Origin of the sequence: Limnospira indica PCC 8005 (assembly GCF_000973065.1) — a bacterium.
Taxonomy (GTDB): domain Bacteria; phylum Cyanobacteriota; class Cyanobacteriia; order Cyanobacteriales; family Microcoleaceae; genus Limnospira; species Limnospira fusiformis.
Genome location: NZ_FO818640.1, coordinates 1,897,144 through 1,909,605, shown reverse-complemented (window position 1 = coordinate 1,909,605; position 12,462 = coordinate 1,897,144). Strand labels below are relative to the sequence as shown.

The window sequence follows — 12,462 nt, the reverse complement described above, 5'->3', positions numbered from 1 at the left end:
TCCAAGTCTCCGAAAACAATTTGCAATTATCAAACATCAATACTCATAGGGATTTCGAGGTTCTGGAATAGGGGTTAATCTGTCGGCTTTGATAGTTAACCTCCGTTGATTATTGAGAACTTCGGTAGTCATTTCACCCTCAACCTGTAGCCAACTGTCTTGGGGATATGCCCCCCGGTTATTGTCAGGAAGCATGACAGGAAGCGCAATGGGGTAAGCATCAGCGGCACAGCAGGTGATTACAAACCGGGTAATAAAGATAAAATTTTGGGGAAGGTTAGGGGGATAAACGACAAACCCGGTGACATTGACTCTTTGACCTCTATATGTCTCCGGTTCGGGATTGACATTAAGTAGCCTAATCCATTCTATCAGCGATCGCTCTTCTGGTCGAGAAGCGGTACGAAATTCTTGGGGCTGAATTTGTGTAGCGGGTAAAGACTCCATGATACCCCGTTGTAAGGCGACATAACTACCAAGATTTCGGGGGGTAATGAAAAGACCTAACAGGACAGAAATTAAGAGTAGGGCGGTACTCCAACCTTTGGGAAATAAACTAATATGTTGTAGGGATTGTTGGTCTATCTGAGCTTCAGTTTTTTGGTAATTATGGGACAGTTCCCAAATCCGAAATCCTCCAAAAATTAATAACAGAAAACCGCCACCGATAGCGAGGGGGAAATAGTTAGGATGAATGAGGATATAAAGTCGTCCAGCCAGCCAATATCTGAGGAGGAGGAATCCCCAAGCTAATATAGCTATAGCGTCCACCCAAGGAGACTGCAACCACAGTTGTAAACGAGATGGTAATCCATTTAATGGAGGTCTAACACGGTTCATAGGCGCTGAGATTAATAGTTCAGATTGAGATTGACAGCCAAGGTTAGCAAAAAGGTAAGCTGGGCAGCGAGAATCATCAGATAAATGATGGCGCGAGTTTGGAAAATCGACATCATCAAGCCGACGGTTTTAATATCAATCATGGGTCCGAATACTAAAAATGCTAGTAAAGAACCAGTGGTAAAAGTGGCGGCAAAAGAGAGGGCAAAAAATGCGTCAACTGTGGAACAAATAGAAACTACTCCGGCTAGTAATAACATAGCCAGAATGGAGGAAATGGGACCGTAACCTAGGCTGAGGATAATTTCGCGGGGTATTACTGTTTGAATAATAGCAGCGATCGCACTTCCGACTACCAACATTCCCCCCAATTCTCGAAACTCCTGCACCCCACTTTCAATCATTAAACCAACCCGGTCGCGGGTGGGGCGGATAAAAATAGAGGAGAAACTGACACTTGTTTGAGGCATAGTAGCCACGGCTTGAACGCCTTTTCCCTCAGCTTTCCACATAGGCATGGACTGCAAACGCACGGGTGTGGCTGACTGACCCATAATATAAGTTCCCGATGTTAGTAGGGAAGATTTGGGCATCTCATCGACGGCTTTTTCGGTGAAGTCAGGTTGAGGAACTAAACGGGCGAGGGCTTTTTGTAGAAACGGCCGCAGGTCTTTTTGGGCGCTAAAAACCAAGCCTAATGTTATGGCAATTATCAGGGAAAATAAAATCCGTAAAACGACGACTTCTGGTTGTCCCCGGAAGGCTACCCAAGTTGACCAAATCACAATAGGATTAATGGTGGGGGCAGCAAATAAAAAGCCGATCGCTGCTGAGGCAGGTACTCCTTGACTCAAGAGGCGACGGGCAACGGGAACATTTCCACACTCACACACGGGAAACATAAACCCGAACAGACTGCCAAAAATCGCCCCCAGGAAAGGGTTAGTTGGAACGTAGTATAGAAGTTTGCGTTCATCCACTAACCACAGCAGTAGACTGGACAACATGACACCCAGTAACAGGAAGGGCATAGCCTCCACTAACAGGCTGAGAAACAGGGTGAAAACAGCGTTCAGTTTGCTAACTATTATTGATGGCATCCTGTCTCAATTTGAATGGTTGACACTACTTTCGCACTACACACTCTCTGGTTAACGGCTACATTGTACACCTTCCGATGGTAGTTATTATTGATCAGTTGGCGATTGTCCACGAGTAATGGTCTGGAGGGGGCGGGTTCCCTGATTAATCATCACCTGGTATAGATGAGCAGATTAATCAACCCGCCCTAGGGGGTTTATTGACTCTACAAGGCAGCGGCGGGGGTGGGAATAGTCACGACCTCATCACCGGACAAACCAAAGGCATCATGAATCGCCTGGACGGCTTTGATGCCATCTTTGTCATCGACTACACAACTGATTTTAATTTCGGAAGTGGCAATCATGGAGATGTTGATATTTTCGGCGGCGAGGGCTTCAAACATACGGGCGGCGACTCCGGGGTGATCGACCATTCCAGCCCCTACGGCGCTAACTTTAGCGATCGCTGAATTCAGGGTAACTTCTCCATAACCCCATTTAGCGATCGCCTTTTTAATCACGAGTTTAGCCTCTTCTGCATCACCTTGAGCGACAGTAAAAGCAATATCACGGGTGAGAATATCATTAACCTGGTGACAGCGCTGCGATTGGATAATCATATCAACGCTAATATTGTGATGTGCCAGCAGAGTAAACAACTCGGCAGCCATTCCGGGGCGATCGGGAACATGGCGGATCGCCAAACGGGCTTGGTTACGGTCTAGGGCGACCCCTCGCACTGGCGGAAGATGAGGTCGATCAACAGTTGGAATATTTTTGGTGTTACGGGTTAGCACATCAAAGGTTTGACAGAGGGCAGCCACCGCCCGATCGCACTCATTGGCATCAATCACACAACTAACCTTAACCTCGGAGGTGGAAATCATCTGAATATTAATTCCGGCTTCCGCCAAAGTGCGGAACATTTGGGAAGCGACTTTGGGGCGACCAATCATCCCGGCCCCAACAATGCTAACTTTAGCAATAGGGCTATCATAGCCTCGCACTTCCGGTTCTCCAATTTCGGGGTCATTGTTGCGTCCCAAAGTTGGTAAAATTGCGTCAGCTACAGCGATCGCCCGTTTATAGCAGTTATGAGTGACGGTAAAGGTAATATCATTAATATTCGCCTCATGGATCGACTGAATAATCAAATCCACATTCAGCTTCTGGAGGGCAATTCCCCCGAATAAACGGGCTGCAATTCCGGGGCGATCGGGAATACGCAATAAGGAAACCGCCGCCTGATCGCGATCGAATTCTACCCCATCCACAGGTCGCACCAGTTCCAACCCTTCCACAGGTCGCACCTCTGGTGGTGGGGAAGTCACCCGTGTACCAGGATCATCAGTCCAACTCGATCGCACTACTAAAGGAATCCCATAATTTCGGGCAATTTCCACGGCCCGGGGATGGAGAACTTTTGCCCCCAAACTAGCAAGTTCCAGCATTTCATCACAGGTTATTTCATCCATCAACTGTGCTTTAGGAACAATGCGGGGGTCTGTAGTTAAAATTCCAGGTACATCGGTATAAATTTCGCATCGATCGGCTTGTAATGCTGCGGCTAAAGCGACTGCAGAAGTATCCGACCCTCCTCGTCCTAGGGTGGTAATTTCCAATTCTTCGCGATCGCTAATTCCCTGGAAACCGGCCACTACTACCACCTTGCCTTCTTTTAGGTGACGAGTTAGACGTTCAGTTTGGATATTTAAAATCCGGGCGCGGCTATGTTCAGCCTCTGTGACAATTCCCACCTGCGCCCCGGTCATGGAAATGGCTGGTTGTCCCATTTCCTGTAGTGCCATACTCATTAAAGCGATCGTCACCTGTTCGCCAGTAGATAACAACATATCCATTTCCCGGCGAGAGGGATGGCTAGAAATTTCCTGGGCTAGTTTCACCAAACCATCAGTAGTTTTTCCCATAGCCGAAACCACCACCACCACTGAATGGTCTTGGGCTGTTTGCGCCACCCGACGGGCTACCGTTTGAATGCGATCTACTGACCCAACAGAAGTACCACCATATTTTTGAACAATCAGCATAGTAATTCCACCATAAGGAAACTCAACAATAGGTTACACCCAGGATTGTACGCGGTTGCCCATGTTCACCAGACCGAGGGCGCGACATCCCCCATATTGTATCGGAAAGATTCGGGAAAAATTGCCGGCTTTTCTGATACCGTTTAACTTAATAGGTTTCTTATGATCGGTTTGTAGTCGGGTGCGATCGCCCCTCCACCCATGATTCCTGCTACCCGCTATTTTGGGATTTTTGGTCTGTTACTGTCTAGTGTGATCTCGATTTTGATTATGGTTTCAATAGCCTTACAACCTCATCTCCTTAGCGATCCTTTTTTACAGCTACCCACAGAAAACTCAGTCCGGGTCGTGTGGTTTACCGAGTTTTCTGGTTCTGATCATCAGGTGAGTTATGGGGTAGACCTCCAACAAAATGCGATCGCCACCACCTCCCAACTAACTCGCACTCGGGAAGACCAAAATTCCTGGGTAGGGGTCCAAACCCCAAACAACCGCATCTACACCCAACCTATTTCCAGACCCATTTGGCGACACGAAGCCACTATTACAGACCTAACCCCAGGCCAACGGGTTCCCTATCAAGTTCACAGTACCACAGACAACGGCATCCCCATCAGTAGCCAAGTGTTCAGCCTAGCTGGCTTACCCCAACCCGGGACACCTTTAAAAATCCTCCTCACCTCCGACCACCAACTTAAACCCATGACCGCCGCCAATCTCAATATAGGTGCAAGAACAGTCGATATTGATGCTGTTTTTATGGCTGGTGATTTAGTCAATATTCCCGATCGCGCTTCCGAATGGTTCGACGATAATCGCGGCGGGGCCTTTTTCCCCTGTCTGCAAGGTCGCGCCCATTATCAACTCGAAAAAAATGGTGTTACCACTACTTATAAAGGCGGCGCTTTAATTCAAAATGTACCCTTATTCCCCGCTATTGGAAATCATGAAATCATGGGGGCTTTTTCCGAAACCGACAGCTTAAACAACCAGTTTAATAATAGTTACCCTCAATTTGCCGCCCAACAGCTTTATCAACAAAATTCTGCCACCATCAACCCCAATAATGACCCCGACATAGCACAACAATGGATCCAAGACCATAGCTTCAACTTAGATACCTATAAACAAATATTTACTCTCCCCAATTCTCCTCAAAATTATTATGCTACTACCTTTGGAGATGTCCGGTTAGTAGTTTTATTGGCGACTAATGTTTGGCGAGTTGATAGGTTAGACTCCCACGCTAGAGGACGTTATCGAGAAAGAGACGCAGACTTTGACCGTCCGGAAAATTGGGGCTATGGACAACATTTGTTTGAACCTATTTCCGCCGGAAGCGAACAATATATATGGTTACAACAGGAACTCAATAGCCCGGAATTTCAACAGGCTAAATATAAAATCGTTATGTTCCATCACCCTCCCCACACTTTAGGGGATAATATAGTTCCCGCCTATACAGACCCTGTGCAAATTAAGACTGTTGATAATAACGGCAAGATTATTATGATTCGCTATGAATATCCCAAACCATCTGATTATTTAATTAGGGATGTTATGCCATTATTAGAAGCCGCCGGAGTGCAACTGGTGTATTACGGACATTCCCACCTGTGGAACCGATTTATAGGACCCACCGGAATTAACTTTTTAGAATCTTCCAATGTCGGAAATAGTTATGGTGCGGCTTGGGGAAATAATCGCCGATTTGTTCCCCCAGCATTTACCGAAGAATATACCCCCCTAGGAGACCCCAACGGACTCCAACCTATCATTCCTAACCTTAGTCCCGTTTCTGATAGAGATGGCGCACCTCAACCCTATATCGCTAGTAATGATATTACAGTTTTTAGTATTTTGGACACGGGGACGGCTACTGTTAGCAGCTATCTCTTTAACACAGAACAGCCTAATAGTCAAGTGATCAAATTTGATGAGTTTTCCCTATTGACCCCCAATAGCTGATCAACCCATATACATCGGCTTTTGAGTTCACTATCAAAAAAATTCCGCCTAGGGGGTTGACAAAATCGATTTACTGCTGATACGATAGTTAATCGTGGGAATAAGCCGGGATAGCTCAGTCGGTAGAGCAGAGGACTGAAAATCCTCGTGTCGGCGGTTCAAGTCCGCCTCCTGGCATTTTTGGAAAAACCTGATCCTGACTGCGATAGCCGGGGAACACTTAACCCGGTAGTCGTACCTAATTACTCAGATATTACTCACAATCTAGTCCTAGCACAGGAAAATAATTCTGTCAATAGGATGATTACTCAGTCAACAAGCACAACTTAGTCAATCTGTCAAATATCCATATCACCCCCCAACCAAACACGCGATAGGTTAACTCCCTTGTGATACCCGTCAAGGGTATCCCTATCGGTTCGTGCCTCACCCTTGACTGCTATCACGTCGGTCGTTTCCCCAAAGAGTGTTTGTTCCGGTTGGGGGGAGGATATGTTTCAAAATCAACCACGACAACAGCAGAAGATAATTCCCCAAGCTATCAATGTACAAAGATATCAGACCGCCTTTCCGTGGACTATACCTATAGGTAAACCTATGTGCGATCGCCTAATCTAAACTATCTCCTACCGGAACCAACCCGATACCCCTAAACAACTTTTCAACTGGTGACAATTACCGAGATGGGAATCGATACCCACATAATCCTCAGCAAGTCTCCAATCTTTGATGGTAATCATCCCGTGTGGAAACCGATACCAACATAATCAGTTCACCCCCAAAATCTTAGCCGTAAGTTGTAGGTAAAGCTATCTGTTAGGGGTAAAGTAGTTCTGGGTATTATGTGGACATTATAGGGTGAGCATTCATATAAACCGTTCTCAGGCCTGTGTTCTCAGGCCTGTGTTGGGAAAATATGCAGACACCCCCATTCATATAAACCGTTCTCAGGCCTGTGTTCTCAGGCCTGTGTTGGGAAAATATGCAGACACCCCCTACAGTCAGAAACCATAGGGGGCAATTTAAGTTATTGGGGTAGCTGTTAGGTGTTATATCAAGTTCGCTTAATCGGTTATAATATCAGTGACCAATGCCAAACTTGCGTTATGCCCAGACGAATTAGTATAGCTCCCCACTTAAGTACCGAAGAACTTGGCCGGGCTGATCACCAAGCCCAAGAGGGCTTGGAAAGTCGCCAATATCAAATTATTTGGTTGTTGGCTAAGGGGAAGACCACGGAGGAAGTCCAAGAAATTACGGGCTACAGTCGCATCTGGATTTATGAATTGGTAAAGAGATACAACCAATTGGGATTAAAAGGGCTGGGTGCGCGCCGAAAAGGAAATCCCGGACATCCACCGTTAATTGATGATGTGACTCAAGCTCAGTTATGGCAAGCCCTGCAAGGAACAGCGCCGGATGGGGGACTGTGGAACGGTCGCCAGGTGGCAGACTGGTTGACAGGAGTAACTGGACGAAAAATTAGCCGACAAAGGGGATGGGAGATTCTGCGACAAATGACATTTCGGCTTCGTGTACCGAGACCGGCTCACATCGAAAGTGACGAAGACGAGCAGCAAGCCTGGAAAAAAAAACTGGTAACGGAGTTAGAGGGACTTCGCCGGAGATACCCTGATGCACAGGTGCAATTGTGGAGCGAAGATGAACACCGTCTGGGACTCAAACCGGTGATGCGACGTATTTATGTAGCGGAAGATTGTCAACCACTCGCCCATATTAATTGGAAATTCGAGTGGTTATGGCTATATGGTTTTGTGAGACCGGAAACGGGAGAGACTTATTGGTGGATTATACCTTACGTCAATACAACTCTATTTAGTCGAGTGTTACAGGAGTTTGCTGCCGAATTTAAATTAGGTCCAAATCAACACATTATGTTAGTGGTTGATCAAGCCGGATGGCATATCAGTAAGAATCTGAAAGTACCCGAAGGACTGCATTTAATGTTTCTACCGTCCCATTCCCCGGAACTACAACCAGCAGAAAGACTGTGGCCTCTGGTAGATGAACCCATTGCCAATCGTTCATTTGAGAATCTTGATCAGCTAGAGGAACTCTTGTGTGCTCGCTGCCGAAGTTTGTGGAAACAGCGCGAATTAATTCGAGGCTTGACCAGTTTTCATTGGTGGCCTCAAACCGAGACTTTACTATAATTGATTATCCGGACTTGATATTAGGTGTTAGGGTTTACGCCAGTTTGGGGTTGCACCGATAAAACATAGCTATAGCAGCCTGTTGAATCTTTTCATTGGTAGTCTGGTCAGATTTTCCGATATAGATATGGTGGTTGATTTTACCGTCCCAGCCCTTTAGGTTCCAGTACGCGAAACCGTTGATAGATGTTTTTTTGCAAGCTGTAAACCTTTTGCCGTTTAACTCAACCGAAAATGACTTGTTTTTTCTCAGGTAGTCAAACCACTCGGGCGTATCTAGTTCTACACAAGTTCCACCGGGGCCCTGTAGGAAATTGCTGAAATTTCCAGTATGTAGGCTGATTACTGGCAATAACTTAGGCATTGAAGTCACCCCCCATAAAGATATCGCTACTGTAACCATTGCCACTAAAGTCGGGCATAAATGATGCTGGCTGAATAACTGTCTCTTGAGACGATACCCACTTTTCTTGTACCGCCATAAAATCAACAGCGGCGTTATGGGCGATTTCGGCTAATTTCACCCTGATATCTTGGTTAGAGTAGGGGATATCTCGTGACATCATTTGGGTGTAAATATCACGTGCTAATTCCGCGATAACCATCAACCTTGCTTGTTCTTCGTTCATGATATGGTTTTATCCTCTTAGTGTGTTGTTTGCCGTAGTTTACCGTCATGGCGGACGGATATTTATTGGACTTTATCCATTAAGTGTTTTGTGTAATTCAGTTCTTTAATCAGCAATTGTCTTTTGAGTTCAGTAATGGTTAATTCTTTTTCGCAATCATCTAGTACAGCCTTTATTTCAATCATTAAGCACAGTAACAACACTTGGTAAACCAGTTATTAAAACACTGTAAATCCACAAGGCTTACCGCCACTTCTACCAATCTCACTAATAATTCCATGGTCTCCGTCCTGAACTTGCACACTAAACTTTTGAGCTGTGACCACATCATCTCTATCGGGTTAAACTCAGGGGAATACACCGGCAGATATTCTACCCTGGCTCCTACTGACTCTATCATTTCTTTGACTTCTTCTCGATGATGAGAATTTCAGTTATCCATTACCACTACATCTCCTTTTTTTAATTTTGGCAATAAATCTAACTTGATTAATTGGAGAAAATCCTCTTTTTTCATGGACCCTTCTAATGTTTGAGTCGCTACCACTCCGGAGAGCTTAATTGCACCAATTATTGTCATTTTTTGACCTCGATAGGATTTCCGCAGTTCATAGACTTTTTTCCCTTTCGTCGCTCTGGCTAACGGTCTGCTCATCCCTACCCATAACCCACTTTCATCAATAAACACAAGCTTTTCAGGAGCCACATCTCTAATTCTTTACCAATAATCTACTCGCGCTTTCTGTACTTCTTCTGTTACTACTTTTTCGCTCCTGTATGTTTTTTTTGAGACTTATATCGTGCTGCTTTAAAAATCTATCTATCATGGTCGTACTGACATTTATGCCCAGCTTGTCTCTGAGCTTATCACTATATTGCCATAAGGTCAGGTCGGGGTGGGCTTCTACAATATCTATCACGGCTTCCTCATGCTTAGATAAAATGCTTTTCTTTTTAGTGCCACACTTACGAGGAGATAAGTCTCCCGTTAATCGATACTGTTTGACCAGTCGCCTTACCGTGTCTGGACTCACCAAAAAGCGTTTCGCTACTTTTCGGATAGAAGTGTCTCCTTTTTCATAGGCTTCTACTATCTTTTTCCGAAAATCTAAAGAGTAACGGCTCATGGTAGTTGGTTGTGATAACTTATACAATAGCCATACATTATACTGTACTTTGTGTTTTGTGTTTTGTGTAAAGGCTGTAACTTAAATTGCCCCCTATGGTTTCTGACTGTAGGGGGTGTCTGCATATTTTTTTACTCTCATTATGAGAACTCATTATGAGAATTAGATTATATGAATGCTCACCCTATAATGTCCACATAATACCCAGAACTACTTTACCCCTAACAGATAGCTTTACCTACAACTTACGGCTAAGGTTTTGGGGGTGAACTGATTATGTTGGTATCGGTTTCCGCACGGGATGATTACCATCAAAGATTGGAGACTTGCTGAGGATTATGTGGGTATCGATTCCCATCTCGGTAATTGTCACCAGTTGAAAAGTTGTTTAGGGGTATCGGGTTGGAGTCGGTAGATGATAGCCCATAGTTTCCCCTCACCGAGGATTATGAATCAGACCCATAGATAACCGGATAGGCGATCGCACATAGGCTTACCTATAGGTCTAGTCCACGGAAAGGCGGTCTGATATCTTTGTACATTGATAGCTTGGGGAATTATAGCATTAGTCAAGGTGGTTAGGACGCAGCTTTGAGAACGGAATCCATGGCATCATGGAGAGAATCAAACTGCTCAATGCAGTGGCGAATGCGGGCTTTCAGCCACGACCAACATTTCTCTATCTTGTTGAGGTCTGGCGAATAAGGTGGTAGATAGAGTAAACGGCATTGAGCTGCCTCCACCAGTTCAGCAATCCGCCCCCCTTTATGAAACGTTGCATTGTCCAATACTAGAGTCTGACCTGGCTTCAATGTTGGAATTAAGATGAACTCCAACCACAACTCAAACACTGTCCGATTACAACAACCCTCAAAGCTAAAGGGAGCTAAGAGTTGTTGATGACACCATGCGGCTATCATACTTACCCTGCCCTGCCTCTTCCCTGATTTGAGTGCATGGAAGCGTTTTCCTTCCTCGCAGTAACCATAAGGGTAATCCGAGTCCTGACTATTCATGCCGGCTTCATCGAGGTAGACCACTTCTTCCGGCTCCATCTGTTCAATCTGAGCCATAAACTCCTCTCGCTGTTGCTTCCAACGTTCTTGGTAGCCGTAAGTTTTTTTTTCTGGTGAAGCCAATTTTCTTCAAGGCTCTGGATATGGTGCGAGGAGAGATGTCGTCATCCCAAAGTTCAGCCATTTGAGCTGCTGTTTTGTCGCCATGCTCTTGGGCAAAAGCCTTGAATTTTTGCCAGTCGGTAATTTTGTGGTTATTGCCAGGTCGGTGATGAGGTTTAGGGAGGAAGTCTCCGGTCTGTGCTTTTCTTTGCAGCCAGAGATTAATGGTGTTCCTGCTGACATGGAAAACTTGACTGGCTTCTGTTTTGGGCATACCGTCTAGTTCAATGGCATCAATAACTTTTTGTCTGAGGTCGTAACTATAGGAGGCTGGCATTTTTGGTCTTCTTAGTCATCTCGTCCTCTCCATTATACGTCCTAAGTTTTCTGTCTTGTGCTATAACTGGAGAGTCACTCCTTTGGGACATTCCCCTTTAAAGTCTTGATAGGCTTTCAAGAATCTAGCGTAACTCTCATCGTATAGCATTAGTCAAGGTGGTTAGGACGCAGCTTTGAGAACGGAATCCATGGCATCATGGAGAGAATCAAACTGCTCAATACAATGGCGAATGCGGGCTTTCAACCACGACCAACATTTTTCTCTATCTTGTTGAGGTCTGGCGAATAAGGTGGTAGATAGAGTAAACGGCATTGAGCCGCCTCCACTAGCTCAGGAATCCGTCCCCCTTTATGAAACGTTGCATTGTCTAGCACTAGAGTCTGACCTGGCTTCAGTGTTGGAATTAAGATGAACTCCAACCACAACTCAAACACTGTCCGATTACAACAACCCTCAAAGCTAAAGGGGGCTAAGAGTTGTTGATGACACCATGCCGCAATCATGCTCACCCTGCCCTGCCTCTTCCCGGATTTGAGGACATGGAAGCGTTGCCCTTGCTCACAGTAACCATAAGGATATTCGGAGTCTGGACTATTGATGCCAGTTTCATCGAGGTAAACCAACCCTTCCGGCTCCATCTGTTCAATCTGAGCAATAAACTCCTCTCGCTGTTGCTCATCACGTTCTTGGTAGCCGTAAGTTTTTTTTCTGGTGAAGCCAATTTTCTTCAAGGCTCTGGATATGGTGCGAGGAGAGATGTCGTCATCCCAAAGTTCAGCCATTTGAGCGGAGGTTTGATCGCTATGCTCTTGGGCAAAAGCTTTGAATTTATGCCAGTCGGTAATTTTGTGGTTATTGCCAGGTGGGTGATTAGGTTTAGGGAGGAAGTCTCCGGTCTGTGCTTTTTTTGGCAGCCAGAGATTAATGGTGTTCCGGCTGACATGGAAAACTTGACTGGCTTCTGTTTTGGGCATACCGTCTAGTTCAATTGCATCAATAACTTTTTGTCTGAGGTCGTAACTATAGGGGGCTGGCATTTTGGGTCTTCTTAGTCATCTCGTCCTCTCCATTATACGTCCTAACTTTCCTGTCTGGTGCTATAGTTGCCCTTCCCCCCTACAGTAGGGGTATTAGTA

10 protein-coding genes, 1 tRNA gene and 1 pseudogene are annotated in these 12,462 nt (G+C 45.4%); 4 read left to right on the top strand and 8 right to left on the bottom strand.

The genetic code is table 11. From position 1 onward, the window contains the following. Positions 1 to 36 precede the first annotated feature (36 nt). The 3 genes from XZ46_RS08435 to XZ46_RS08425 form a co-directional block, all read right to left on the bottom strand. Entirely contained in the window at positions 37 to 840 is an 804-nt protein-coding gene (locus XZ46_RS08435) for a TIGR03943 family putative permease subunit (protein WP_006669904.1), read from the bottom strand. Between the two features lie 11 nt (positions 841 to 851). Next, the gene (locus XZ46_RS08430; RefSeq protein WP_006620470.1) at positions 852 to 1,940 is read right to left on the bottom strand and encodes a permease; all 1,089 of its coding nucleotides are present in this window, start codon (positions 1,938 to 1,940) and stop codon (positions 852 to 854) included. Between the two features lie 206 nt (positions 1,941 to 2,146). Further along, the gene (locus tag XZ46_RS08425) at positions 2,147 to 3,970 is read right to left on the bottom strand and encodes an aspartate kinase (protein ID WP_008049631.1); all 1,824 of its coding nucleotides are present in this window, start codon (positions 3,968 to 3,970) and stop codon (positions 2,147 to 2,149) included. A 201-nt stretch (positions 3,971 to 4,171) separates the two neighbouring features. Here XZ46_RS08425 and XZ46_RS08420 point away from each other — a divergent pair, with 201 nt between their 5' ends. From XZ46_RS08420 to XZ46_RS08410, 4 genes are all read left to right on the top strand, one after another. After that, a complete protein-coding gene (locus tag XZ46_RS08420; RefSeq protein WP_006620472.1) occupies positions 4,172 to 5,938 on the top strand; it encodes a purple acid phosphatase family protein in 1,767 nt (588 codons plus the stop codon). A gap of 104 nt (positions 5,939 to 6,042) precedes the next feature. Continuing rightward, positions 6,043 to 6,115, top strand: a tRNA-Phe gene (locus XZ46_RS08415). Positions 6,116 to 6,430: 315 nt separating this feature from the next. After that, positions 6,431 to 6,556 carry a hypothetical protein gene (locus XZ46_RS37495; protein WP_006620473.1) on the top strand — a complete coding sequence of 42 codons (126 nt, stop codon included), beginning with the start codon at positions 6,431 to 6,433 and terminating at the stop codon, positions 6,554 to 6,556. Between the two features lie 488 nt (positions 6,557 to 7,044). Then, positions 7,045 to 8,112 (top strand): IS630-like element ISAtsp4 family transposase, encoded by a 1,068-nt coding sequence (locus tag XZ46_RS08410; protein ID WP_006668373.1) that lies wholly within the window; start codon positions 7,045 to 7,047, stop codon positions 8,110 to 8,112. 34 nt (positions 8,113 to 8,146) lie between these two features. On the opposite strand, the gene XZ46_RS08405 is transcribed toward XZ46_RS08410, so the two are convergent. The 5 genes and pseudogenes from XZ46_RS08405 to XZ46_RS08370 all read right to left on the bottom strand — a co-directional run bounded on the left by XZ46_RS08405 (position 8,147) and on the right by XZ46_RS08370 (position 12,363). Continuing rightward, a complete protein-coding gene (locus tag XZ46_RS08405) occupies positions 8,147 to 8,476 on the bottom strand; it encodes a hypothetical protein (protein WP_006669906.1) in 330 nt (109 codons plus the stop codon). Continuing rightward, positions 8,469 to 8,741: a hypothetical protein gene (locus XZ46_RS08400; RefSeq protein ID WP_006669907.1), complete on the bottom strand. Its 273-nt coding sequence runs from the start codon at positions 8,739 to 8,741 to the stop codon at positions 8,469 to 8,471. Before XZ46_RS08400 ends, XZ46_RS08405 begins: the two co-directional genes overlap by 8 nt. 184 nt (positions 8,742 to 8,925) lie before the next feature. Further along, positions 8,926 to 9,868, bottom strand: a pseudogene (locus XZ46_RS32065) (IS630-like element ISAtsp7 family transposase). A gap of 578 nt (positions 9,869 to 10,446) precedes the next feature. Then, positions 10,447 to 11,323, bottom strand: a protein-coding gene (locus XZ46_RS32060; RefSeq protein WP_157883433.1) for an IS630-like element ISAtsp1 family transposase whose coding sequence is annotated in 2 segments (ribosomal slippage) — positions 10,447 to 10,992 and positions 10,994 to 11,323 — 876 coding nt in all. Because the reading frame shifts where the segments join, the coding sequence is not laid out codon by codon here. 162 nt (positions 11,324 to 11,485) lie between these two features. Next, a protein-coding gene (locus XZ46_RS08370; RefSeq protein WP_157883432.1) for an IS630 family transposase occupies positions 11,486 to 12,363 on the bottom strand; the annotation gives its coding sequence in 2 pieces (ribosomal slippage) (positions 11,486 to 11,578 and positions 11,581 to 12,363; 876 coding nt in all). Between the last annotated feature and the right edge of the window lie 99 nt (positions 12,364 to 12,462).

Bases quoted from the DNA above. Each gene is read 5' to 3' on its own strand.
- XZ46_RS08435 (WP_006669904.1), bottom strand. From the start codon at position 840: ATGAACCGTGTTAGACCTCCATTAAATGGATTACCATCTCGTTTACAA.
- XZ46_RS08430 (WP_006620470.1), bottom strand. From the start codon at position 1,940: ATGCCATCAATAATAGTTAGCAAACTGAACGCTGTTTTCACCCTGTTT.
- XZ46_RS08425 (WP_008049631.1), bottom strand. From the start codon at position 3,970: ATGCTGATTGTTCAAAAATATGGTGGTACTTCTGTTGGGTCAGTAGAT.
- XZ46_RS08420 (WP_006620472.1), top strand. From the start codon at position 4,172: ATGATTCCTGCTACCCGCTATTTTGGGATTTTTGGTCTGTTACTGTCT.
- XZ46_RS37495 (WP_006620473.1), top strand. From the start codon at position 6,431: ATGTTTCAAAATCAACCACGACAACAGCAGAAGATAATTCCCCAAGCT.
- XZ46_RS08410 (WP_006668373.1), top strand. From the start codon at position 7,045: ATGCCCAGACGAATTAGTATAGCTCCCCACTTAAGTACCGAAGAACTT.
- XZ46_RS08405 (WP_006669906.1), bottom strand. From the start codon at position 8,476: ATGCCTAAGTTATTGCCAGTAATCAGCCTACATACTGGAAATTTCAGC.
- XZ46_RS08400 (WP_006669907.1), bottom strand. From the start codon at position 8,741: ATGAACGAAGAACAAGCAAGGTTGATGGTTATCGCGGAATTAGCACGT.